Annotated in this window: 25 protein-coding genes; 14 read left to right on the plus strand and 11 right to left on the minus strand. The window is 30.7% G+C overall.

The features are described 5' to 3' along the window. The first annotated feature begins 1 nt into the window (after position 1). Together C4N20_RS08855 and dgoD are read left to right on the plus strand one after the other, a co-directional pair. Positions 2-1,285: a TRAP transporter large permease gene (locus tag C4N20_RS08855; RefSeq protein WP_005979167.1), complete on the plus strand. Its 1,284-nt coding sequence runs from the start codon at positions 2-4 to the stop codon at positions 1,283-1,285. Positions 1,286-1,301: 16 nt separating this feature from the next. Further along, the gene (gene dgoD / locus C4N20_RS08860; RefSeq protein WP_005979169.1) at positions 1,302-2,453 is read left to right on the plus strand and encodes a galactonate dehydratase; all 1,152 of its coding nucleotides are present in this window, start codon (positions 1,302-1,304) and stop codon (positions 2,451-2,453) included. A gap of 47 nt (positions 2,454-2,500) precedes the next feature. On the opposite strand, the gene C4N20_RS08865 is transcribed toward dgoD, so the two are convergent. Beyond that, positions 2,501-3,031 (minus strand): hypothetical protein, encoded by a 531-nt coding sequence (locus tag C4N20_RS08865; RefSeq protein WP_005979170.1) that lies wholly within the window; start codon positions 3,029-3,031, stop codon positions 2,501-2,503. 160 nt (positions 3,032-3,191) lie between these two features. On the opposite strand from C4N20_RS08865, the gene C4N20_RS08870 reads away from it, so the two are divergent. The 7 genes from C4N20_RS08870 (at position 3,192) to C4N20_RS08900 (ending at position 11,508) form a co-directional block, all read left to right on the plus strand. After that, positions 3,192-4,175 carry a D-isomer specific 2-hydroxyacid dehydrogenase family protein gene (locus C4N20_RS08870; protein ID WP_005979172.1) on the plus strand — a complete coding sequence of 328 codons (984 nt, stop codon included), beginning with the start codon at positions 3,192-3,194 and terminating at the stop codon, positions 4,173-4,175. Between the two features lie 26 nt (positions 4,176-4,201). After that, on the plus strand, positions 4,202-5,716 hold the full coding sequence (locus C4N20_RS08875) for a sigma-54 interaction domain-containing protein (protein ID WP_005979175.1): 1,515 nt from the start codon (positions 4,202-4,204) through the stop codon (positions 5,714-5,716). A 239-nt stretch (positions 5,717-5,955) separates the two neighbouring features. Continuing rightward, on the plus strand, positions 5,956-6,786 hold the full coding sequence (locus tag C4N20_RS08880; RefSeq protein WP_005979177.1) for a beta-keto acid cleavage family enzyme: 831 nt from the start codon (positions 5,956-5,958) through the stop codon (positions 6,784-6,786). Positions 6,787-6,788: 2 nt separating this feature from the next. Continuing rightward, positions 6,789-7,736, plus strand: coding sequence for a 3-hydroxyacyl-CoA dehydrogenase family protein (locus C4N20_RS08885; protein WP_005979179.1), 948 nt, complete (start codon positions 6,789-6,791; stop codon positions 7,734-7,736). A gap of 17 nt (positions 7,737-7,753) precedes the next feature. Continuing rightward, entirely contained in the window at positions 7,754-9,124 is a 1,371-nt protein-coding gene (locus tag C4N20_RS08890) for a short-chain fatty acid transporter (RefSeq protein ID WP_005979181.1), read from the plus strand. A gap of 229 nt (positions 9,125-9,353) precedes the next feature. After that, positions 9,354-10,847, plus strand: coding sequence for a DUF1538 domain-containing protein (locus tag C4N20_RS08895; RefSeq protein WP_005979183.1), 1,494 nt, complete (start codon positions 9,354-9,356; stop codon positions 10,845-10,847). Beyond that, positions 10,837-11,508, plus strand: a complete 672-nt coding sequence (locus tag C4N20_RS08900; protein WP_005979185.1) for a P-II family nitrogen regulator — start codon at positions 10,837-10,839, stop codon at positions 11,506-11,508. The genes C4N20_RS08895 and C4N20_RS08900 overlap by 11 nt, the downstream gene beginning before the upstream one ends. Before the next feature lie 68 nt (positions 11,509-11,576). On the opposite strand, the gene C4N20_RS08905 is transcribed toward C4N20_RS08900, so the two are convergent. The 3 genes from C4N20_RS08905 to C4N20_RS08915 form a co-directional block, all read right to left on the minus strand. After that, positions 11,577-11,771 carry a YMGG-like glycine zipper-containing protein gene (locus C4N20_RS08905; protein ID WP_005979187.1) on the minus strand — a complete coding sequence of 65 codons (195 nt, stop codon included), beginning with the start codon at positions 11,769-11,771 and terminating at the stop codon, positions 11,577-11,579. A gap of 77 nt (positions 11,772-11,848) precedes the next feature. Then, positions 11,849-12,160, minus strand: coding sequence for a hypothetical protein (locus C4N20_RS08910; protein WP_005979189.1), 312 nt, complete (start codon positions 12,158-12,160; stop codon positions 11,849-11,851). Beyond that, positions 12,157-12,819, minus strand: a complete 663-nt coding sequence (locus tag C4N20_RS08915; protein WP_005979191.1) for a flavin reductase family protein — start codon at positions 12,817-12,819, stop codon at positions 12,157-12,159. The genes C4N20_RS08910 and C4N20_RS08915 overlap by 4 nt, the downstream gene beginning before the upstream one ends. 149 nt (positions 12,820-12,968) lie before the next feature. Here C4N20_RS08915 and C4N20_RS08920 point away from each other — a divergent pair, with 149 nt between their 5' ends. The 3 genes from C4N20_RS08920 to minE are packed head-to-tail and all read left to right on the plus strand — an operon-like array spanning position 12,969 to position 14,729. After that, positions 12,969-13,631 carry a septum site-determining protein MinC gene (locus tag C4N20_RS08920; RefSeq protein WP_005979193.1) on the plus strand — a complete coding sequence of 221 codons (663 nt, stop codon included), beginning with the start codon at positions 12,969-12,971 and terminating at the stop codon, positions 13,629-13,631. Positions 13,632-13,660: 29 nt separating this feature from the next. Continuing rightward, a complete protein-coding gene (gene minD, locus C4N20_RS08925; RefSeq protein WP_005979195.1) occupies positions 13,661-14,452 on the plus strand; it encodes a septum site-determining protein MinD in 792 nt (263 codons plus the stop codon). A 7-nt stretch (positions 14,453-14,459) separates the two neighbouring features. Then, positions 14,460-14,729, plus strand: coding sequence for a cell division topological specificity factor MinE (gene minE, locus C4N20_RS08930; RefSeq protein ID WP_005979197.1), 270 nt, complete (start codon positions 14,460-14,462; stop codon positions 14,727-14,729). 112 nt (positions 14,730-14,841) lie between these two features. On the opposite strand, the gene fomA is transcribed toward minE, so the two are convergent. The 6 genes from fomA to C4N20_RS08965 all read right to left on the minus strand — a co-directional run bounded on the left by fomA (position 14,842) and on the right by C4N20_RS08965 (position 22,609). Further along, on the minus strand, positions 14,842-15,924 hold the full coding sequence (gene fomA, locus C4N20_RS08935; RefSeq protein WP_005979198.1) for a major outer membrane protein FomA: 1,083 nt from the start codon (positions 15,922-15,924) through the stop codon (positions 14,842-14,844). A 173-nt stretch (positions 15,925-16,097) separates the two neighbouring features. Next, the gene (locus C4N20_RS08945) at positions 16,098-17,573 is read right to left on the minus strand and encodes an ArnT family glycosyltransferase (RefSeq protein ID WP_005979200.1); all 1,476 of its coding nucleotides are present in this window, start codon (positions 17,571-17,573) and stop codon (positions 16,098-16,100) included. A gap of 49 nt (positions 17,574-17,622) precedes the next feature. Further along, a complete protein-coding gene (locus tag C4N20_RS08950) occupies positions 17,623-18,435 on the minus strand; it encodes a Cof-type HAD-IIB family hydrolase (protein ID WP_005979202.1) in 813 nt (270 codons plus the stop codon). A gap of 47 nt (positions 18,436-18,482) precedes the next feature. Further along, positions 18,483-19,976, minus strand: a complete 1,494-nt coding sequence (locus C4N20_RS08955; RefSeq protein WP_005979204.1) for a DHA2 family efflux MFS transporter permease subunit — start codon at positions 19,974-19,976, stop codon at positions 18,483-18,485. An 11-nt stretch (positions 19,977-19,987) separates the two neighbouring features. Continuing rightward, the gene (locus C4N20_RS08960) at positions 19,988-21,172 is read right to left on the minus strand and encodes an HlyD family secretion protein (RefSeq protein WP_005979206.1); all 1,185 of its coding nucleotides are present in this window, start codon (positions 21,170-21,172) and stop codon (positions 19,988-19,990) included. A gap of 15 nt (positions 21,173-21,187) precedes the next feature. Beyond that, the gene (locus tag C4N20_RS08965; RefSeq protein WP_005979207.1) at positions 21,188-22,609 is read right to left on the minus strand and encodes a TolC family protein; all 1,422 of its coding nucleotides are present in this window, start codon (positions 22,607-22,609) and stop codon (positions 21,188-21,190) included. 491 nt (positions 22,610-23,100) lie between these two features. Between C4N20_RS08965 and C4N20_RS08970 the strand changes: the two genes are divergently transcribed. Next, positions 23,101-23,466: an adhesion protein FadA gene (locus C4N20_RS08970; RefSeq protein ID WP_005979209.1), complete on the plus strand. Its 366-nt coding sequence runs from the start codon at positions 23,101-23,103 to the stop codon at positions 23,464-23,466. Between the two features lie 18 nt (positions 23,467-23,484). After that, entirely contained in the window at positions 23,485-23,700 is a 216-nt protein-coding gene (locus tag C4N20_RS08975) for a hypothetical protein (protein ID WP_005979211.1), read from the plus strand. A gap of 58 nt (positions 23,701-23,758) precedes the next feature. On the opposite strand, the gene C4N20_RS08980 is transcribed toward C4N20_RS08975, so the two are convergent. Beyond that, entirely contained in the window at positions 23,759-25,111 is a 1,353-nt protein-coding gene (locus tag C4N20_RS08980) for an MATE family efflux transporter (RefSeq protein WP_005979213.1), read from the minus strand. Positions 25,112-25,118: the final 7 nt, after the last annotated feature.

The raw sequence follows: 25,118 nt of genomic DNA on the forward strand, positions 1-25,118 counted from the left end.
AATGCAGATATTTATGATAATGATGATAGTATTTATAATTGCCATTTTTATAGGAATTCCTATTGCATATTGTATAGGTATTTCTGGATTGGTAGGATTGTTTATTAGTGGAATAAGTGTAGAATTTGTAGCCAAAACAGTTTTTACAGGATTGGATAGTTACACGTTTCTAGCTATACCAATGTTTATTCTTGCAGGACTGATAATGGAAAAAGGTGGAATATCCAATAGGCTGATAAAGCTTGCTACTTCATTAGTAGGAAATGTTTATGGAGGATTGGGAATAATAACAGTTATAGCTTGTTTCTTCTTTGCTGCTATTTCAGGATCTTCTCCAGCAACAGTTGCAGCTATTGGGGCAATGATGATTCCAGCAATGAAAGAAGAAGGATATGATACAGCTTTTGCAGGAGCTTTAACGGCAGCTTCTGGTTCTATGGGAGTATTAGTTCCTCCATCAGTTACAATGATAATATATGCAATTACAGCAGAAGTATCAATAGGAGAATTATTCCTTGCAGGATTTGTACCTGGAGCACTTTTAACAGTGTGCTTGATAGTTACTGTATATATAATAGCTAAAAAGAATAATTACAGAAGCAAAAAAGTTGAAAGATTGTCAGGTAAAGATTTTCTTAAAGCAGTTTGGGATGCTAAGTGGTCAATGCTGATTCCATTTATAATTCTAGGAGGGATATACAGTGGAATATTTACAGCAACTGAGTCTGCAATAGTAGCCGTTGTTTATGCTCTGGTAATAAGTATATTTGTTCATAAAGAATTAAAGTTTTCACAAGTGCCTGCAATAGTAGCACAAGCAGCTCTAACAACATCTACTGTAGTAATAATTTTAGGATTTGCAATTGCATTTGCAAGATATTTAACAATGGCACAAATCCCACAAGAATTTGCTAAAGAAATATTGAGATTAACAAATAATGTATATGTAATATATTTAATGTTTATAGCTTTAGCATTTGTAGCAGGAACTTTTATGGCTATAGAAGCACAGATTTTAATTTTTACACCAATGTTTCTTCCAATTTTGAAAAACTTAGGAGTAGATCCAATACATTTTGGAATAATCTTTATAATTTCAGCGCAAATAGGATTCTTAACACCACCAGTTGGAGTAAATCTATTTGTTGCACAAGGAATATCAAACTGTTCAATAGTGGATCTTTCTAAGAAGATATTGCCATTTTTAGCTGCAATGACTTTTGCCCAAATGATATTATTGGTATTCCCAGATATTGTAATGTGTTTACCTAGACTATTTTTTTAAGGAGATGAAATAGAAAATGAAAATAACAAAATATGAATTGTTTGAAATTCCACCAAGATGGTTATTCTTAAAAATAGAAACTGATACTGGATTAGTTGGATGGGGAGAACCAGTAGTGGAAGGAAGAGCAAGTACTGTAAAAGGTGCTGTAAAAGAATTGATGGATAATTACATGATTGGAAAAAATCCATTAACGATAGAAGATCATTGGAATGTATTATACAGAGGAGGGTTCTATAGAGGAGGAGCTATCATGATGAGTGCTCTTGCTGGAATAGATCAAGCACTTTGGGATATAAAAGGAAAATATTTAAATCAGCCAGTGTATGAATTAATGGGTGGAAAATGCAGAGATAAAATGAAGGTTTATTCTTGGATAGGTGGAGATAGACCTAATGATGTAGCAGCAGCAGCTAAAGAAAAGCAGGAGCAAGGATTTACAGCAATAAAAATGAATGCTACTGAGGAATTACAATTTATTGATTCATATGAAAAAGTAGATGCTGTATTAGAAAGAGTAGCTGCTATAAGAAAAGCAACTGGCAAATATTTTGGTATTGCTGTAGATTTTCATGGAAGAGTTCATAAACCAATGGCTAAAATATTGGCTAAAAAATTGGAAGAATATGATTTAATGTTTATTGAAGAACCAGTTTTATGCGAGAATAAAGAATCTTTCAGAGATATTGCCAATGCCACTTCTATTCCAATAGCAACAGGAGAAAGACTATTTTCAAGATGGGACTTTAAAGATATATTATCTAGTGGATATGTAGATATAATACAGCCAGATTTATCACATGCTGGAGGAATTACAGAAGTTAAAAAAATTGCGTCAATGGCAGAAGCATATGATATAGCCGTAGCTCCACATTGTCCATTAGGGCCAATAGCACTTGCTGCATGTCTTCACTTAGATGCAACAACATATAATGCTGTAATTCAGGAACAAAGTATGGGAATACATTATAATAAGGGAAAAGATGTTTTAGATTATGTAAAAAATAAAGAAGATTTTAAGTTTACAGATGGCTATGTAGACATTTGTTCAAAGGCAGGATTAGGAGTAGATGTTAATGAAGAACTTGTAAGAGAACTTTCAAAGACTCTTCATAACTGGAAAAATCCTATATGGAGACATAAGGATGGATCATTTGCTGAATGGTAAAAAATCAAAGATAGGTGGAGTTTCCACCTATCTTTTTGTATTTGGAGTTACATATCCAAAATTATTTTATTCAGAACTTCTAAGGGTGACAGATCACGAAATTCATCTCTCAGCTTTTTTTCTTTCGCTTCCATTTCCTCTTTTTCTTCTGGAGTAAGGGCATTAGGATCATACTCTGGAGGAGCCATATATTTTCTTATACCATATTTTGATACTACTCTGTCTACAGGATCAAAATATATTGTAAGAATAGTTTCTTTCAGCTCATCTTCTCTTTTTAATACTTTTTTAGGAAGGAGTTTTTTTAATATTTCTTTGTGTTCTTCAGTATTTTTTAGATAGTAGCTGCCATTGTAGTAAGTTATGCCATAGAATCTATTTTTCTTGGAAATAACAAAATCAGGTTTTCCAAAGAATTCTCTCATTTCTTTTTCAGTAGATCGGTATGGAATTATCACAGGATTAAGAGATCTTTCCACATGAAAGACAAACATTTTTTCTGTGATAGAAGAGCACCCAGTTAAGAAAATAGTAAAAATAATGATATATAGAAGTCTGGGAACTTTATTTGATTTCAAGGGAATACCCTCCTTAAATTTTTAGTATAATTATCTGTGAAAATTATAGCATAGAATTGTGTCTTTTTTGGAAAATTTCAAAATAAAAAATATAGAAAAAATTCATAAGTATGATATCATAATTATTAAGATAGATTATTAGAGAAATAGGGTGAAAAGTATGAAAATAGCATTTTTTGAATTGAGAAAAGATGAAGAAGAAATATTGAAAAAATTAGAAAAAGAATATAGTGTTGATGTTGTAAAAACAGAGGAGATACTCACACAGGAGACTCTTCTTATGGCTAAAGGCTGTGAAGGAATAAGTATTCTAGGGCACAGCAAATTAGAAAGAGATTTGCTGGACATGATAAAAGAGGCAGGAATAAAATACATATCTACCAGAATAATTGGCTACAATCATATAGATATAGAGCATGCTAAAAAGATAGGATTAAAAATATGTAATGCAGACTATGCTCCTAATGGAGTGGCAGACTTTACAATAATGCTTATACTTTTAACAATAAGGAATTATAAACCGGCTATGTGGAGACAAAATGTAAATGATTATTCTCTTAGTGGCTTAATGGGAAGAGAGATAAGAAATCTTACTATTGGAGTAATTGGAACAGGAAAAATAGGTGGAACAGTAATAAAAAGTCTAGCAGGATTTCAATGCAAAATATTAGCGAATAGTGAATATGAAAGTGATGAGATAAAAAAATATGCTCAATATGTAAGTATGGAAACTTTATACAAAGAATCAGATGTGATTTCTCTCCATGTTCCTTTAACAGATGAATCTTATCATATGATAAATGAGGAAACTATAGATAAAATGAAAGATGGAGTGATACTTATAAATGCTGCCAGAGGAGAACTTATGGATATTCAGGCTTTGATAAAAGGGATAGAAGATCAAAAGATAGGAGCACTGGGGTTGGATGTAATAGAGAATGAAAATGGAATATATCATATGGATAGAAAATCGGATATAATTCAAAATAGAGATATGGCCTACTTACGTCAATTTCCAAATGTAGTATTAACACAACATATGGCTTTTTATACTGATTCTGCAACTGAAAGCATGGTAAGATGTGGAGTAGAAGGACTGGTGGAATTTAAGAAAAAAGGTACATATAGATGTGAGATAGCATAGAATAAATTTTGGGGAGGAAAACTGATATGAGGGAGAGAGATAGTTTAGAAAAAATATGGAAAGATATTGAAAAAGTATTTTTAAAAGCTATGGAAAAAGATAAAACAGTAAAAGAAAAATACGATTTTATCTACAAGGAATATCAGGAGTTTCTCAATAACTATTTTGATTTTAAAGAGATAGCAGATAATCTTTTTGATGGTATTTATATTTCTAATGGTGAAGGAAAAACTCTTTTTATAAATGAGGCTTATACAAGAATAACTGGGATAACAAAAGAAGAAATAATTGGAAAAAATGTCAGAGATATATTGGCAAAAGGGGATATTTATAAAGGAGCAGTAACCTTAGATGTAATAAAAGAAAAAAAGAGAATAAATAATATTGGAAAAATAGTTAAACTGGATAAAGATGTTTTAGTAACTGGAAGCCCAATATTTGATAAATATGGAAATGTAGAACTTGTTGTTATAAATAATAGAGATATAAGTGAATTGAAAGATTTAGAAAATAAAATTGAAAAATTGAAAAAAACATCTTTAAAAGTGGATGAAGAGATTAAGTTTTTAAGAAGCAGACAAATGTCTAATAGGAAACTTATATATAAAAGTGAAAAAATGAATTCTATATTTACTTTAATAAATACAATCGCTCCAACAGATGTAACAGTTTTAATAACTGGAGAATCAGGGACAGGAAAGGAATTAGTAGCTGATGAGATTTTTTATAAAAGTTTTAGAAAAGACAAGCCTTTTATTAAAGTGAATTGTGCTGCTATTCCAAGTGAATTATTAGAAGCAGAATTGTTTGGATATGAAGGGGGAGCATTTACAGATTCTAAGAAAAATGGAAAGATAGGAATGTTTGAGTTGGCAAACGAAGGAACTATTCTATTGGATGAAATAGGGGATATGCCGATAAAACTACAGACAAAACTTTTAAGAGTTCTTCAACAAAAAGAAATTATGAAACTGGGAGGAACACAGCCGATAAAATTAAATATAAGAATTATAGCTTCTACTAATCAAAATTTGAAAGAACAGATAAAGAATGGAAAATTCAGAGAAGATTTGTTTTATCGATTGAATGTAGTTCCAATAGATATAGAACCATTAAGAAAAAGAAAAGAGGATATACCAGAGCTAATATTTGAATTTTTAAATATATTCAATAAAAAATATAATAAAAATACAAAAATAGATAAAGAGGCTATAGAACTTTTAGTAAAATATAAATGGCCTGGAAATATCAGAGAATTAGAAAATTTTCTTGAAAGAATGGTAGTAATAAATACAACTGGAATAATAACTGTAAGAGAAGTAGCTCCAATGATAGATAGTGATGATTTTTTTATGGAAGTAAGTGATTATGATTTAAAAAAAGCAGTATCCTATCTGGAGAAAAGGATGATAAGTAAAGCTTTAAAAAATTTTGGCTCAACAAGAAAGGCGGCTAAACACTTAGGGATTGATCAATCAACAGTGGTAAAAAAATGTAAAAGTTTAGAGATAGATATTCTTAAATTAAAAGAATATGAGTGATGAAATTTGGAATAGGTCAGATGAATTTTTTCATCTGACCTGTTTTTCTTTAGTTTAGAGTTAAAAGTATAAAATTTCACATTTTTAAAATAAAACGATGAAAATAATCATCTATAATAAAAATGCACTTTTTCATAAACCATGAATAAATGTAAATTTTATAATTTAGTGAAAGATGGCATAGCATTTGCTTTATTAATTCATACTATTAATAAAACATAAATGGAGGATGAATTAATATGAGTAAAATAATAATAACAGTAGCTCCAACAGGAGCTTGGCCATCTAAAAAAGATAATCCTAATATACCTTTAACACCAGAAGAAATTGCAAATGATGTGTATGAATGCTATAAGGCAGGAGCGTCTATAGCACATCTTCATATGAGAGATGATATGGGAAAAGGAACAATGGATACTAAAAAATTTGAAGAAACAGTTAAACTTATAAAAGAAAAATGTGATATAGTTATTAATTTAACAACATCAGGAGATCTGAATGCTACTGATGAAACTAGACAGGCACATTTAAAATCAATAAAACCTGATCTTGCTTCTTATGATTGTGGTTCTATGAACTGGATGCATAATAGTTTGTTTATTAATCACCCTAAATTTTTAGAGGAATTAGGATATACAATGCAGGAAAATAATGTCAAACCAGAAATTGAAATTTTTGATGCTGGAATGATATATAATTCATTGTATTATATAAAAAAAGGAGTTTTAAAAGAGCCAGTACACTATCAATTTGTGTTAGGAGCTGCTGGGGGAACAGCTGCAACTGTTGAAAATCTAGTTTATTTAAAAAGTTTAATACCTGAAGGAAGTACTTGGTCAGCACTGGGAATTGGAAGAGGACATATACCTATTCTAATGACAGCTATTGCCATGGGAGGACATGTGCGTGTGGGAATGGAAGATAATGTATATTATGGACCAGCAGAATTAGCTGTTTCAAATGCTCAGCTTGTGGAAAGGGCAGCCAGATTGATTAAAAATTCTATGAATGAAGTAGCAACTCCTGCTGAAGCCAGAGAGATTTTAGGCTTAAAAAATGGAGATGAATAGTTATGATAAAAAATATTTCAGTTATAGGTGCTGGAACAATGGGACATGGAATAGCCGAAGTTTTTGCTCTGCATGGATACAATGTCAGCTTGTATGAGACTAATGCAGAAATAAGAGGGAATGCAAAGAAGGTAATAGAAGATGAGCTCTTGTTTTTATTAGAAAATGATTTTATAAAAAAAGATGATATTCAAAAAACATTAGAAAATATAGAGATGTTTTCTGATTTAAAAGAAGCAGTAAAAGATGCTGATTATGTGATAGAAGCAATTCCAGAAAAAATTGAATTGAAACAAAAATTATTTAAACAATTAGATGAATATTGTAAAAAAGAAACAATTTTTGCAAGTAATACATCAAGTTTGAAATTAGATGAAATGAGCAGAGATATAAGTGAGGACAGAAAAAAAAGAATAATGGTATGTCATTGGTATAATCCAGCTCACTTAATGCCTATTGGAGAACTATCATTTTTTGGAAATATGCCTGAAGAAATATATAAAGAAGTGGAAGAACTTTATTCTAATTCTGGAAAACAAACTGTAAAGATTTTAAAAGATATACCAGGGTTAGTTGCTAATCGGATACAGCAGGCAATAGCCAGAGAAGTCTTTTCATTGATAGAGATGGAAGTGGCAGAACCAGAAGATATAGATAAAGCATTAAAATTTGGACCAGCATTTAGATATGCAACATCTGGTCAATTGGAAATAGCTGATATAGGAGGGTTAGATATTTGGTGTACTGTAGGAGATAATTTATTGAATGTTATGGATAATAGAAAAGAAGCCAATCCTTTATTAAGAAAAAAAGTACTTGAAAATAAACTGGGAATGAAATCAGGAGAAGGTTTTTTCAAGTATCCTAAAGAAAAAATAAATGATATTAAGAATAAATTCAATAAGAAATTGATCATACAGCTAAAAACATCAAAAAACTATGTAGAATAAAATTAGGGGGATAAGATATGGAAAATACTAAATCAACAAATAAAGGAACATTTTTGTGGAGATTAAGTAAAAAATTTCAATTTGCAGCAGATAAATTGATTCCTGATTCATTTGTATTTTGTTTAATACTTACTTTTATAGTTTTTGTTTTAGGAATAATTTTTACAAAGACTGGCCCTGTAAAAATGGTTATACACTGGTATAATGGATTATGGACTCAAATGACTTTTGCATTTCAAATGGCATTTATGGTAGTCACATGTGCTGTATGTGCAAAATCTAAGCAAGTAAAAAAAGTATTAAGATGGATTGCAAGTGTGCCAAAAACACCAATGGGAGCTATGATACTCTTAATGGGATTTGGGTATGTTTCTAGCTTTGTCAACTGGGCTTTTTGTACAGTTGTTACTCCAATTTTAGCTATGCAGCTTTCAAAACAGATAAAAGGGTTGCATTTCCCTATGATGATTGCAGCAGGATATTCTACAATGATTTTAGGGCAGTGCCTAGGACCAAGTGCATCTGTTTACGCTCTTGTTGCAACAAAAGGACATTTTCTTGAGAAAGAAATAGGAATACTTACACAGGCAGATACTGTATATAACAATGTAAATGTGGCTTTGTTTATAATCATGGCAGTGTTTACTGTATTATTAAGTATTTTTACAGTTCCTCCAAAAGAAGAGATTGTAGAATTTAAAACTGCTTTAGATGATGAAGAAATTAATGAAGAAATAGAAGAAAATGAGACAGTTGCAGATAAATTAAATGGAAGCAAAATAATAATGTATCTTATAGGAATATCTGGAATCTTAGTTTTAGGAAATACATTTATAACAAAAGGTTTTCTAGGAGCTTTGAGTGTAAATTTTATTATATTTCTGTTTATTACATTGAATTGCTTCCTGTATAATACTCCAAGAAAATTTGTTGAAGCATATAAAGAAAATATGTTTTTAACTACTGAGATAATAATTCAGTTTCCATTTTATGGGGGAATAGCAGGAATGATGATGGATTCAGGATTTGGAGCTGTTGTAGTTGCAGCAATTATAAACGTTGCAAATGCTTCTACTATGCCAGTTTGGGCATATATATCAGCTTCTGTAACTAACTTATTTATTCCTTCACAAGGAGGACAGTGGATAGTTCAAGGTCCATTATTAGTAGATGCTGCAAAGCAGGTAGATGCTAATATGCTATATGTAATAAATGCTTTTGTATATGGAGATGAAGCAACTAATTTATTACAGCCTTTATATGTTATTCCAGCGTTGTCTGTTGTAGGAATGAAATTAAAAGATGTATGGGGGTTCATGGCATTTATTTGGGTGTTCTGGTTAGTAATTACAACAATTGGACTTTATGTAATACCTATGTTTGTATAAATAATTGAATAAAAATAAATATAAAGCAGTTTTCTTTTGAATTAAATTTAGAGAAAGCTGCTTTTTATATTTATTTCCTTTGGGGAAGAATGAAAATGTGTTAGAATAAAGCTATTAAGTATAAAAGATAATTAAATATCTAACAAGAAAGGAGAGTTTTTATCAAAATTTTTAGTTAGGTTAATTATTTATAAAAAAGAGCGATTATTTAAGAAAGGAAGATGGTAACTTGAATATTTATACTGAAAAATTTAAAGAGGCATTGTCTTCAATACTGCCTATTACAATCATTGTGATAATATTGAATTTTACACTGACACCTCTGGGGACACCTTTGATTATTAGATTTATAATTGGAGCAATTTTAATAACTATTGGACTTTCTATATTTTTGATAGGGGTGGATATAGCGATTACACCTTTGGGAAGTCAGGTAGGAGCCACTCTTGCAAAATCAAATAAAATGTGGATTGTGGTTGTTGGGGGGCTGATTGTAGGATTTTTTATCTCAATTGCTGAACCAGGATTAATTATTTTAGCTGATCAGGTGGATATAGTTACATCTGGACAGATATCAAGCTTGAGTATCCTTGGCATTGTATCAATAGGACTGGCACTTATGCTGGCAATGGGTTTTGTTAGAATTGTAACAAATATACCTTTATACAAGGTACTTACTGTACTTTATATTTTGGTTTTTATATTGGCACTATTTACACCAATAGAATTTTTAACAATTGCCTTTGATGCTTCTGGGGCAACTACAGGAATTTTAGCTGTACCTTTTATACTTGCTTTGGCACTAGGTGTATCTGCGATGAAAAAAGATAGTAAAGCTTCAGAAATGGATAGTTTTGGACTGGTAGCAATAGCATCAGTAGGAGCAATAATGTCAGTTATGATACTGAGTATCTTTTCAGGAACTAGAGATTTTACAGCAAAGCTTGAATTTAATCTCACAGAATCAAATTCTATATTTGGACCTTTTATAGAAAATACACCAGGTTTATTTAAAGAGGGATTTTTAACTATTTTACCTCTGCTTATAATATTTCTTTTCTTTCAAAAGGTTTATTTTAAAATGAGCAGCAAAAATGTTGCAAAGATGGTAAAAGGATTTATTTATGCTTTTATTGGTTTATTTTTGTTTTTGGTAGGAGTTAATACAGGATTTATGGATGTTGGTGGGATTATAGGGCATACTCTGGCATCTTTTGATAATAAGACATATGTGGTTATTATAGCTTTTATTCTTGGGTTTGTAACGATTTTGGCAGAACCAGCAGTTTATGTTCTTACTCATCAGATCGAAAATGTAACTAGTGGATATGTAAAAAGAAAAGCTATTTTAATTGCTCTTTCAATAGGAGTAGGAATTGCAGTGGGATTATCAATGATAAGAATTATTGTGCCTGGGATACAGCTATGGCATTATCTTTTGCCTGGGTATATTATAAGTCTTTCTATGATGTATTTTATTCCTAAACTGTTTGTGGGAATTGCTTTTGATGCTGGAGGGGTAGCAACTGGACCAATGACTACAACTTTTATTCTGGCTTTTACACAAGGGGCCGCAGAGGCAGTAGAGGGAGCAAATATACTTACTGATGGTTTTGGAATGATTGCTACAGTAGCTATGACACCAATAATAACGCTACAGATATTAGGGTTTATTTTTGGAATGAACTTAAAGAAGGGGGAAAGTCTGAAAAATGCAGAATGATTTTATGGATGTAGAACTTGAATTAATGTATATAATAGTTAATTATGGGTTGGGAAGTAAAATAATTAAATATGCAAAAAAATTTGGAGTGACAGGAAGTACAATATGCTTGGGGATAGGAACAATAAAAAATTCCTTCTTAGAATTTCTTGCAATTAATGAGTCTAGAAAAGAGATTATATTAATGGCTGGAGAAAGGAAGATAATTTATTCAACAATGGAGGAATTGAATAAAAAGTTTTCTTTTGATAAACCAAATAAAGGAGTTGCATTTACTGTTCCTGTAAAAGAAGCAATAGGTGTTAGAGGGCTGAAAGAAATTAATTATAATCCTGAAGAAAGTAGAGGTGTAGAAAAATCTATGTATAATCTTATAGTTGTTATTGTTGAAAAAGGTAATGGAGAACATGTTGTTGAAGCTGCAAATAAGGCAGGGTCAAGGGGAGCTACAGTTATCAATGGAAGAGGCTCTGGGATACAGGAAACAAGCAAGCTTTTTGCTATGGATATAGAGCCAGAAAAAGAAATTGTAATGATTATTTCTCAAAGTTCTTTGACTGAAAAGATTGTTTCTTCAATAAGAAAAGATCTTAATATAGATGAGCCTGGAAGAGGAGTTATTTTTGTTCAGGAAGTTAATAAAGCTTGTGGGCTATATTAAAATTGATTAATTTAATTTAAATTAAAATAAAAAAATGAGGCTGGTCTTTTTGACCAGCCTCAAATGTTCTACTTAGTTTTTTCAGATATAATAGCACCAGAAGCTGCTCCAACACCAGCACCAACAATAGTACCAGTATTACCACCTATTATATGCCCAGCTACAGCACCAACTGCTGCACCAGTAGCTATATGTTTTTCAGTACGAGTACATCCTGCAAATACTATAGCTAATACAGCTGCTATTAAAAAAGTCTTTTTCATTTTTATCCCTCCTTTTTATAATGAAAATAAAATGCTCTTCTCATTAAGAGATATACAAAAAAATTAAACTAATCCTTCTATAATTTAATGATAACATATTTTTTACCTTTATAGGTAATATTTTCTTGAATTTTTTTATTTATTTTTTCAAATTTTCTGTGAGTATATTTTCTGGCATGCTTTGGAGGATAGTCCTCAAAGGTTCTGGAAGCCATAAGAGCAATAGTGAGATCCAGTTCAGCTTTATCTGGAGTTACAAGATAATCTTCTCCAGCAAAAGAGAAAAGTATACCTGGGTACATATGGTCGCTTTTTATTGATTTAAAGTTAAAAGTTTTTCCTGTTTGATTTACAAGAAACTGTCCAAGAGCGTTTATTCTATCTATCATTTGTTTTTCACCTTCTTTTTTCCTGTTTGAGTTTTTTTATTTTTTACTGATGGAGCACCAGTTTTTTTAGAAGCAGCTTTTTTTTCAATAGTTTTCTTTTTAGCAACAGAATAACCGAAGCTTCCAATAGCTTCTTTAGGCATTGGGAAATATTCTCCATGAGAATAACTTATGAGGTTTGCCCATTCAAAATGAATTTTTTCATTTTCATCAAGGAGTTTTGAATCTATATGAGAACAAAGAACTTCTGCAAGGAAAAGGTCATGTGTTCCAAGAGGAATTATATCTTTTACTTTACACTCTATATTTATAGGGCATTCATCAATATATGGACTTTTTACTTCTCTCCCTTCCTTCATAGTAAATTTCATTTCCTCTATTTTGTTGTTGGTTCTTCCTGAACGAACACCACAGTAGTCAGTCTCTCTAGTCAGTTTTCTTGTAGGAAGATTTACAGTAAATTCCATAGTTTCTTTTATATATTCATATGAAAGTCTTTCAGGTCTGATAGATATAGACAGCATAGGAGGTTTTGTACAAATAGTTCCAGTCCATGCTACAGTGAAAACATTTTCTTTACCTTCGGAATTTCTGCTGGTAATAAGGACCACAGGAACAGGGTTAAGCACAACGCTGCCCTTAAATAGGTTTTTTTTCATGGGATATCCTTTCTTTATTTAATTCATTTTTAGAAAATTATAACATTTTTTCTCGATTGGTACAAATAATAAAATAAGGATTGTTGTTGCTTATAAAAAAACCATATGATATACTAAGATTATAAAGTTGAGTGAAAAAGGTGAAACTTATGAATAATTATGTTATTTTAAAAGGGAAAAAAGACAGATTAGTGATACACTTAAATTCAGAAGTAGATTTTTTGACTCTTAGAGACAGCTTGGTCGAAAAAGTAAGAGAAGCTAGGAATTTTATTGGAAATGTTCAGCTGGCTATTGAATTTAGCAATAGAATATTATCAGAATTAGAGGAAAATGTACTAATTGATCTAATAAAATTAAATAGTGATATTAATATCACTTATGTATTTTCTGAAAGTGGACCTGAAAAAAAAGATAAGATAAAGTTTTTTAAAGCTGTGACAGAAGAAGGGCCTACAAAGTTTTTTAAAGGGACCTTGAGATCTGGGAGTAAGCTGGAATATGATGGAAATATAGTAATCTTAGGGGATGTAAATCCAGGGGCATTAGTTAGGGCCAGAGGAAATGTAATCGTTCTGGGATATTTGAATGGTACTATTTATGCTGGACTAGATGAAGATTCAGATGCTTTTATAGGTGCTAATTTTATGAATCCTATCCAGATGGTAATCGGTGCAGTTACTGCAAAGCCTATGCAAAAAGAGATTCTTGATACCAACAAGATAGACAGAAAAGGCGGATTCAAAATAGCTTACATCAGAAACAATGAAATATTTATCGAAGATTTTAGTACACGTTCATTTTGTGAATAACCAAAAATTTATGTTGGGAGTGGATTAAGATGGCAAAGGTGTTTGTAGTTACATCAGGAAAAGGAGGAGTAGGAAAAACTACTACTACTGCTAACCTTGGAGCTGGATTGGCTCTTAAAGGGAATAAAGTACTTTTAATAGATACTGATATTGGGTTAAGAAATCTTGATGTTGTAATAGGACTTGAAAATAGAATAGTATATGATCTGGTTGATGTTATAGAAGGGAGATGCAGAATAGCACAGGCTCTTATCAAAGATAAAAGATGTTCTAATTTATGTCTTCTGCCAGCTGCACAGATCAGAGATAAAAATGATATTAATGGTGATCAGATGAAAACTCTGATAGAAGCCTTGAGAAAAGATTTTGATTATATAATAATAGACTGCCCTGCTGGAATAGAACAGGGATTTAAAAATGCAATAGCAGCAGCAGATGAAGCTATTGTAGTTACAACTCCAGAGATATCTGCTACAAGAGATGCAGATAGAATAATAGGATTATTAGAAGCTAATGACATAAGAAGTCCAAAGCTTATAATAAATCGTATAAAAATGGATATGGTAAAAGCTGGAAATATGCTTGGAGTAGAAGATATATTGGATATTCTTGCAATACCACTGCTTGGAGTTATACCTGATGATGAAAATATAGTTATATCAACAAATAAAGGAGAACCTTTAGTATATAAAGGAGAATCTCTGGCAGCAGAAGCATACAGAAATGTTGTAGGAAGAATGACAGGGAAAGATGTTCCTTTCCTTAATCTAGATGTGAAACATGGATTTTTTGATAAACTAAAAATGGTTTTTGGAAAGTAGGTGTGTTATGGGAATTTTTGATTTTTTTAAAAAAAGTGATAATCAATCTAAAAATATTGCCAAGGACAGACTGAAATTGGTTCTGATCCATGATAGAGCGATGCTTCCTTCTGGTGTGCTTGAAGATATGAAAGATGATATAATAGCTGCAATATCTAAATATGTGGATATTGATAGAGACAGTCTGAACATAGAAGTGGCTCAAAGTCCTGAAAATAAAAGAAGAACGACTTTGATAGCTAATATACCATTGATAATAAAAAAAGATGGAGAATAAAAACTAATATAAAAGAGATAAGAGATTGAATAAAAAGCTAAAATTATTTTTTGGCTTAGAAATCAATCTCTTATTATTTTTCAGAATATTTTTTATGGCAAAATTATATTAATTAGAATACAGTAGTCATTCCTACAGTAACAGTAGGCTGCCATCTCCAATGACTTGCTGATTTTTCAGATTCTATTGCCCAGTTTCTGTATTCTGCTCCAGCTATAGCATATACACTGAAAGCAGGAGTGACTTGATAAGTTCCTTGGATTCCAGGATAAGCATATAGAGAGTAAGCTGATTTTTGGCTATCTTCATTTTCGTGTCCATAAAGTTTATATTGGCTCCAGTTGTACTGGTCATATCCACCTTCAAATACAAAGTCCAGCATGAAGTTTTCACTGCTGTTAGTATAAAGATTTGTTACATTATATAAATATGCTTCTACATCAACAGTGAAATCTTTATCTTTTTCCTTTCTTCCACTATCAAATCCATATTTTTTACCTAAGAAGTTTTGTTGAGCAAAAATATTTAATTCAAAAGCAAAATTCAAAGGCAATTCAGTCATTGATTCTAGATTAATTCCTATTTTATTAGCATATTCATCATCATTTGAATCTGCCCATTCATATTCATATTTTGGCCCAATAGTGAAATCTGTAGTTTTGATATAATCATTGTTGAACATATATTCAGCTAAATTAAATCCAGCCCAGTACTCTATTTTTTGAGTTTCATCGGCACTTACATTTTCATATTCTATTCTAGATACAAATTCTACTTTAGAATCTCCAATAGTTCCATGATTATAGAAATAATCTAATTTTATTTCATTTCCATCTTCACCTTTTTGCTTTGGATTGTCTGAGCCATGATTCCAGTCAGAGAATGATTTAACTTCAAATGCAAAAGATTGATTTTCAGTCATTTGAATATCTCCAGAGAGATTGAGTTCAGTATAGTTATTCTTAACCTCATTGTTCCTGTAATTTAGTTCCTCTGCTTTTCCATAGAATCTAGTTTCCAGATTCAATACTCCATTAGGTCTAAATCCTTCTGCTCTGTCTCTGTAGACAATAACTTCTTTTTCAATTACTTGTACAGGAGCCTCTTCAACTACAATAGGAGCTGGAACAACTTCTTTTGCAGATGCAGATGCTGCAACAAGTAAAGAACCTAGTAAAAGGGATAATTTTCTCATTTATGTTTCTCCTTTCAAAATATTTGGTTGCAATAATAAAAATGTTATCATTTTTTAAGAATAAAGTAAAATTCAATAAAATTCTAATAACTATTCAAAAAATTTATAATACAAATATTTTGAAAATAAAATTAAAAAATGGATACATCTTTGACATCCATTTTTTTAATTCTTTAATTACTATATAGATAATAAGCTCTATTATTGTAAAGAAGTTTAAATTTATTATTTTCTTCAATTTCGTCTTTATATTTTTCTCTGCTCACTATAAATATTTTTCTATTTTTTGGAATCTTGGAAATAATATCTTTATTTTCAAGATCTTCTATATTTTTATTTACTTCATAAGAGATATTCAGAAAATCAGAGAACTTATAGGTAATTATTTTGTTGTTGGTATTTTGAATAAGTTGAACTATATTTTTCAAGGTAAATTCATCATTATACTTTGTGAGTAAAAATGGAAAAGTCAAATAGAGAACAAGGGTAGTTCCTATCAGATACTTTATACATTTCTCTCTATTTTTTTCTTTATTGAATAATATGTCAAGGAGCAAAGGAATTATTAAAAGAACCTCTGTTATTTTTATGAAAATATTTCCAATTTTACTATATTTAATTCTCTCCATAAAGGTAAAACCTAAAACAACAAACCCAGTATAAAGAGGAAGAAGATATATTTCCAGCTTACCACTTACAAAAGAGAAGAATATCAATGGAACTACACTCCATGCAAATCCAATTTTTTCAATCAGTGACCATGAGAAATATTTTCTTATATTTTTTAAATAATATATGAAAGCTCCAAGATAGATTATTCCATATGGATAAAGTATCAATGGCAGCCTTACAAGATAAAAATATAGTGGTCTTGAATGAGTTTTTGCTTTTACCATTCTTCCTAGGGTCTCTTGACCTAGGAGAAGAGAAATATATTCTTTTCCATCAGGTTGTATATATATTCCATAAAACCAGATTCCTAAGATTACCAGTATCAGTAATATTCCTCTAAAAAAATGAATTTTTTTGAGGAATGACAGATTTTTTTCAAGAACAAGAAAAGTCAGAATAACTAGAATAGGAATAATAAATCCTGCTCCTCCTTTTGTAAGGACAGCAATACCTATACTCGTATACATGACAATAAGTTTTATTATTCTTGGTTTATTATTATTGATATATGTAGTAAAAAAGAGATAGAGAGCTAATGAAATGAAAAAACTCATAAGCATATCCATTCTTAAAAAAACTGATATTCCTGTAAAATATGGAATAGTCATTAAGATTAAAGTGATAAAAAATCCAAATTTTTCATCTTTTAATTTTGTAAAAAGTTTGAAAGATAAAATTGATATCCCAAAAGATGGAAGAAGACTTCCGAATAAAAGAGATAATGAAAAAAACATATTACTGAAATATGTTTTAAAAAATATTAATATCCAAAAATACAGTGGGGGCTTGTCTGGGTAAAGTTCAGAAAAGTATTTTAATATGAGATAATTTTTAGCTTTTATCATATCTTCAGTTATCACAAAATATTTAAGTTCATTTCTGGCATCTGGATATCTGAGAAAAACTAAAGGAATGAAAATGATAAGATAGATAAGAATAATAAAAATATATTGTTTTTTATGAGATTTCTTTTCCATATTTCCTCCAAAATAAAAGATTTATATGGAAAAGTATCTCATATCAAGGTTAATTTTTAGTAAAAATAAATTTATTTATAAGTTCTGCCATTCCACCTTCATCATTAGATGAAACAACAAAATCCACAATTTCTTTTATTTCAGGCTGAGCATTTGCAACAGCAACAGAAGTCCCAGCAGCTTTAAGCATTGGAAGATCATTGAATGAATCTCCAGCTGCAATTACCTCTTCTATTTTTATTCCCAAAATATCAGCTAATTTTTTTACAGCAGTTCCTTTATCTACACCTAGCTTTGTTACTTCAAGGAAGAAAGGTTTTGATATAGCTATGCTGTATTTGTTTCCATATTCTTTTTTTAATTCCTCTTCTACTTTTTTAAGGTATGAAGGTTCTTCCAGAAGCATACATTTTACAGCATCTCTATCTACAGTTTTTTTAAAATCTTCAACTTTTTTGTGATTCATTTTAGTAAGATTTACTTCTACATCTATATATTCACTATCAGTTTCAGAGATTATTTCATCGTTTATGTATGTAAGAATATGAGTATTGTGTTTTTTACTGAAATCATACATCAAATGGATATCCTCTTTAGTCAGTGTCTCTTCAGTGATATTTTTTCCTGTGCTGCACTCTGTAATAATAGAGCCGTTAAAAGAAAGTATATAGCTTCCATAATCAGCAAGCTTTAATTCCTGAGCAAGTTCTTTCATAGCAAAAGTAGGTCTTCCAGAAGCAAGAATAAATTTTATTCCAGCTTTCTGAGCCTTCATTATAGCTTCTTTATCTATAGGAGATACCTGCTTTTTAGAGTTCAAAAGAGTATCATCTAAATCTGTAACTATCATTTTATATTTCACAATAATCCTCCGTAAAAAGTTCTTTCATAATTATAGCAACAGGAAGATTATTTTACAACAGATTTTTTAGCCAGAAATATTAAAGGAGTAAGAAGAAGTACCAACAAAGCACTTCCTATAATTATATCATTTACTCCCATAAGAGCAGATTGTTCTGTGATCATCTGATTGATAAGAGCAAGTTTTGCTTGTATGGGTCCTTCAACTTGATGAATATAGCTTAAATAATTTGGATTTCCAATGTTGATTGCAGAAATCAAATCCTGATGATGCATAGAAATTCTATGATCCCAGAAGTTTATAGCAAGGGAAGTTCCAAAGCTGTTTCCTATATTTCTTGTGAAATTGTATAGTCCAGAAGCTCCAGCCATATCTTCAGGCTGAATATTTGATAATGTAATAGTATTCAATGGGATGAAGAACATTCCAAGTCCGATACCTGTCAAAAATCTGGAAACAGATATATAAGTTGATGTTACATCAGGAGGATAATTTCCTGTAAGTATAGCAGTTATTGAGAAAAGAATAAAGCCGGTGACGACAACCTTTCTTGCATCTAATCTATTCAATACACTTCCCAACACTGGAGCTATAAACAGTATGGAAATCCCAAGGGTGGCAGTAGTCATACCGCTTTGAAGAGCAGTATATCCCATGTAATTTTGCAGCCATAGGGGAATTACAACAACAGAAGCAAAGAACGCCATTGAGGATACTGTTAAGGTGATAGCTCCAATAGCAAAATTTCTGTTAAGAAATAATTTAACATTGACTACTGGATTTTCTTGATGCCATTCCCAGATAACCAGTATAGTAATAAAAATAAATGCCATAAGAGCTAGAACTACAATAAAAGGACTTGAGAACCAGTCCAGATCATTTCCTTTATCCAACATTATTTGCAGAGCAGCAATTCCCAAAGCTAAAAATGTAAGACCCCATTTATCTATAGGAACTTTTTCTATTTTATCTTTATGACCTTTTTTCTTAAAAATAGAATAAACTATGTATGTAGATATTATTCCAAAAGGAAGATTGATGTAAAAACACCATCTCCAAGAGAAAGAGTCAGTTATCCAACCTCCTATAACAGGCCCAAGAACTGGGGCGATGACTACAGTCATGGACCATATTCCCATAGCCATAGCTTTTTTATCTTTTGGATAAAAACTCAACATCAGAGTTTGAGAAAGTGGTATCATACTGGCACCAACTATTCCCTGAAGAACTCTTGCAAAAAGCAAAAATCCAAAAGAAAAACTTATACCACAGAGCATGCTTGCAAGGGTAAATAAAAGAGTGGCAGCAATATATTGCCTTACTATTCCAAATCTTTTAGTCAGCCATCCTATTAAAGGAAGAAAGATCGCTTCTGAAACAGCATAAGATGTAATTACCCATGTTCCCTGTGTTGGTGCTACTGCAAAATCTCCTGCTATATGTGTAAGAGATACATTTACAATTGTGCTGTCCAGTACATTCATAAATGAACCTATTGCCAGAGCTAAGGTGGCTAGTATGAGTTCAAAAGATATTCCCATGATATGCCTCCTTAATTTTTACCTATATTAGCCTTTATAATATTATCAATTTCCTTATTCATTACATTTTCATCAATTGAGTAAAGATTTGAAGATTTTTTCAGATATGGAAGTATATTTTTAGTTTCTTTTCTTACATCAACAATAGCTTCCATTGAACTTCCTATAGGGAGCATACCGTTTTTTTGAAGACTGTCTTTATCTATAACTATACGTACTGGGACTCTCTGAACTATTTTTATCCAGTTACCAGTTGCGTTTTGTGCTGGAAGGAGGGAAAGGGAACTTCCTGTACCAGCAGATAATCCCTGTACATAACCAATATATTTTTTACCGTTGATATCACTTATAAGTTCAGCTTCATCTCCTGGTTTGACATTTTTCATTTGAGTTTCTTTTAAATTAGCATCTACCCATATATTGTTTAGATCTATAATAGTCACAAGTTCTTGAGAAGCAGAAACTTTTTGACCTAGAAAAGCAGATTTTTTTGCTATATTTCCAGATTCAGGAGCATATATTTTTGTCCTCATAAGATTAACATAGGCAGTTTTGTATGCTGCTATTGCCTGTTGGACATCTGGATGATTGTATATAGAGTTGCTTTCAGCTTGTATCTTTGCATTTTCCAAAGCTTTTTTGCTTTGATTTAAAGAAGAAACAGCAATATTCAAATTATTTTTACTTGTTTCATATTGATGCTTGCTTGTCAAACCAGCATTGTATGAAGCCCTGTCCATTGCAAAATCAGTTTCAGCTTTTTTTAATTGACTTTCTTTTACTTTTACATTATCTTCAGCCTGAGCTACATCTGAAGAAAGATTTGAATAAGCTCGAACGGCTTTTCCTAAACTTGCAGCGGCATTCTCCAAAGCTATTTTATAATCTGTATCGTCTAAGACAGCAAGTAGCTGACCTTTCTCAACAAATTGAGTATCTTCAATGTAGATTTGAGTAATAGTTCCTTCTACTTGAGAAGTTATTACATTTTGATTTCCATTGACATAAGCGTCATCAGTTTTTACATAATTTCTTCCATATAAAAACCAGTAAGCTCCATATATTGCTCCTAGTATTATAAGAATAATCAGAAAAATAGAGATTTTTTTAATTGCTTTTTCTTTTTTTATTTTTGGGCTTTCAGAGTGGTTTTCAGTTTCCTCCACATTATCTTTAGTTATTGTTTTATTTTCCATATTATCCTCCATGTTTTATTTATCAATTTTATATGTTCCACCAAGAGAGTTAATAAGCTGTAATTGCTGAGTATATAAATTAAAATGCTGCTGTTCATTATCTAATTTACTGTCATACCAGCTGTATTTTTTAGATAAATAATCATATTTTGAAATAGTTCCAATATCCAATCTTTTTTTATCTCTTGAAAGTAGATTAGTTTGTGTTTTAAAATTTTCATCTGAATCATTTAAAGTGCTCCATAGAGTTTTAGTTTTGTAAAGTTCATTATCTACATCATTATAAGCATTGATAATAGCTTTATTGTATTCTTCTATAAATATATTCATATCAGTACCAGCTATTTTATATGTACTTTTGATAGCTCCTGAATGAAAAATAGGAAGATAGATACTTGGGCCTATGAAACCTAACAGAGAATCTTTTCTCAATATTTTATTAAAATTAATTCCTTCAAATTCATATTCACCTGTGATAGAAAATTGAGGATAAAAATCTGCTTTGGCAGCATCCAAATGTTTTTCCTGTCCTTTTATCAACATTAGATAATATTCTACATCTGGTCTGTTTATAATAATATCAGAAGAGATGGAAGATGGGATACTGACTTTTTCTTTAAAGGTTGTTTTTAAATTTTGAGAATTTTTTTGCAGAAGAGAAGATATTTCAGTACTGTGCTTGTTTCCTGATAAGATATTCAAATTGTTAATTGTAAGTTGTTTATTAAGTTCATTTTCTTTAAGAAGTGTATCAATTCCTCTTATCTCATCTTGAACAGCCCATACATCATCTTCTATACCATTTCCAATTTTTAAATTTGTTTTTTGTAATTTCTCTATTTCAGTAAGGATATTTTTTTGTTCAGTAAGAATGGCATTTTCTTGATATAAATATTTCCAGTATACATAAAGTCTTGTTACTCTGTTAGATAAATCTAGTTCAATCCATTTTGAATTAAGTTTAACAGCTTCAGCTTTATATTTTTGTTCAGCAGTTAAAGAACTGGTTTTGTTAAATAGATCAATATTGTAATCAGCCTGAAGGCCGATATTTCCAATATTAATTATTTTTCCGCCAAATGGTGGTGGAGTAGTTCCATTTTTTCCGAGCTTTTCTCTTTTTAAATCTCCTGCTAAATTTATTGTTATTCCTGAATCAGCTTTTGCAAGATTTATGGCTTCATCAGCTTTTAAAATATTTAACTTGGCTATTTTTAGATCTTCATTTTCTTTTAATGCAAAATCTACCAATTGGTCAAGAACAGGATCATTATACATTTTCCACCAGTTTGTGTTGGAAAATGTAAGTTTTTGATTTCCAAAAGTATCTGTTGAGATGCTATCTGGAGTTATGATTTCATTTTTAGTGATTTTAGGTATGGGGGAACATCCTAAAAATGTTAATAATATGAGTAGCAAAATAATTTTTTTCTTCATCTCTCCTCCTATTTCGCATAAAATTTCTTATACTATACTCTTCTAAAATAATCCTGAAATCCTTTTTAAACATTATAACTTTATATCTAACAGGTTAAAAGGATAAATGAAGTTTAATATAATTAGTAAAAAGAGCAGATTCTAAAACCATTTTAGAATATTTCATAAAAAATTGATATAAAACTAATGAAGTTAAGAAATTAGCAAGATAAGTTTTTAAAACAGATATTATAAAATTTTATGTATTTAAATCTTTGGTTTTAAGAAAAGATATAGTCCGATAAAAGAACTTTATGTTTTTAAAAAAAGAAAATGTGATATAATATAATTAAAATAAGCTTTTTGATAACAAAATAGAACACGTTTCTATAAAAAAACATCAGCATATTATAGAATTATAGTGTGTGATAAAATTTATGATTGAGACAAGCGAAAAATGTTTTATAAGTCAAAAGTTTTTTAGAAATTATTAAAAGACATAAGGGGGAAAAATGAAAAAGGTACTACTAGGATGTATTCTACTTGCAGCATCAATAACAACATTTGCTGAATCTAATGTTTTATCTACATTAGAGCAGTTAGAACTTAATTTTCAGCAGCTTGAAGCTGAAGAAAAAGCCATGTATGAAAAAAGAAAATCAGAGGCTGAAGAAGCTCAAAGAACTCTTGCTCAACAAAGAGAAATGTATCAGAAAATAATAACACAGGAAAAACGTATAGCAGATGTAAAAGGAAATAGATACTACAAAGATCAGTATAATCAGCTTGCAAAAAAATATGCTGACTCTAAAAAAGTATTGGAAGAGGATATGAGAAAACAGGAAGAGATAATTAATTTATTTGAAATGATTAAATAGGGAAAAGGGGAAAGATTTATGAAGGGAGAAAAAGCTAAACCAACAAGAGGACGACCACTAGGAAGTGGAGTTAAAAAGTATAGAATTTTAGGTTGTAGGTTTACTAGAGAAGAATACACATTTATAAACAAGAGTTTGAGTAAATTGAGAAGAAAATACCAAACTAACAGCAGAGTATTGATGGAACTTTTTAAAGTTTATAGTCAGGAAATGAATCAAACAGCAATAGATTAGAGTAAATTAAAAAGCGGCAAAGCCGCTTTTTTCTATTCTTAAATATTTTTAATTGCTTTTATCTGCTTTTCAACATAGTACTCTTTTTCCAACTTCCATATCTCATATAGATTATGCACATGATTAAAGATACAAAAGTAGCCAATGGAGCTCCAAATCCTATTTCAAAAAGAGTTATTCCTTTCATTCTGCTCAGAGCAAAAGAAACAGGAATTCTTATTAAAAATGTAGCTATAAGACTATGTACCATTGGGAAGACAGGGTGCCCGCATCCACTGAAAAAGGAGTTCATACAGAAAATAAAGCAAACTAGAATACAATCTATACTATATGATCTTAAATACATAGCAGCTGTATATATAACTTCCTTGTCATTAGAAAACAGAGATGTAATACTTTCTGGGGAAATTTGTGAATATATCCAGAAAGCAATTCCTATAACTAAAGAGCAGGCAATCCCCCCATAAAGTGATTTTTGTGCTCTCTCTATTTTTCCTGCCCCCATATTTTGAGCAGTCATTACAGCTATAGCAGAAGCAAAAGCTGTTGGAGGAAGCATAGCAAATACAATAACCTTTTCAACCACTCCTACAGCAGCTGAAGCTGTAAGTCCCATAGTATTTATAATAGTTGTAATAAGTAAAAAAGATATATTTATAAGCCCATCCTGCAATGCAATAGGAAGTCCAAGATGAAATATTATCTTAGCTTTTTTAGGAAACAGCCAGATATATTTTTTCCCAAACTCAAAAGGAAATCCTTTTTTCCATAAAAAGAGAACTGCAAGGATAAAGCTTATTCCTTGTGCTCCTACAGTGGCAATAGCAGCTCCAATAGCTCCCATCTTAAAAAAATCTACTAAAATAATATCAACTGCTATATTTATTACACAAGCAATAGCTATAAAATAAAGAGGAGTTTTAGAATCACCCATTCCTCTTAAAATACCACTTACAGCATTATATCCTATAATAAAGGGAATACCACATGAGCATATAAAAATATACTGCTGAGTATATTTTAGAGACTCAACTGGAGTGTGCATTATTGTAGCAATGGGGTTAGTAAATAATGTCATGAAAATAGTAAGTACTATAGAAAATAAGCCAAATACACAGATAATAGTTCCTACAGTTTTTGCCATATCTTTTTCTCGTTTAGCCCCTAGATACTGTCCAATAAGAATAGTACCTCCAGTGGTTATTCCTAAGATAACCCCAGTAATTGTCTGCATTACCTGACTTCCTATAGCTACAGCAGATACAGCAGCAGAATCTGCATACTGTCCAACTACAAAAAGGTCAGCAGCTCCATAAAGTGCTTGGAGAAGGCTCGCCAGAAGAAAGGGAAATGAAAATCTCATCAAATTTTTGAAAATACTTCCCTCGGTTAATAAATTTTTTTGTTCCATAAATAAA

It is taken from the genome of Fusobacterium ulcerans (genome assembly GCF_003019675.1).
Classification (GTDB): Bacteria; Fusobacteriota; Fusobacteriia; order Fusobacteriales; family Fusobacteriaceae; genus Fusobacterium_A; species Fusobacterium_A ulcerans.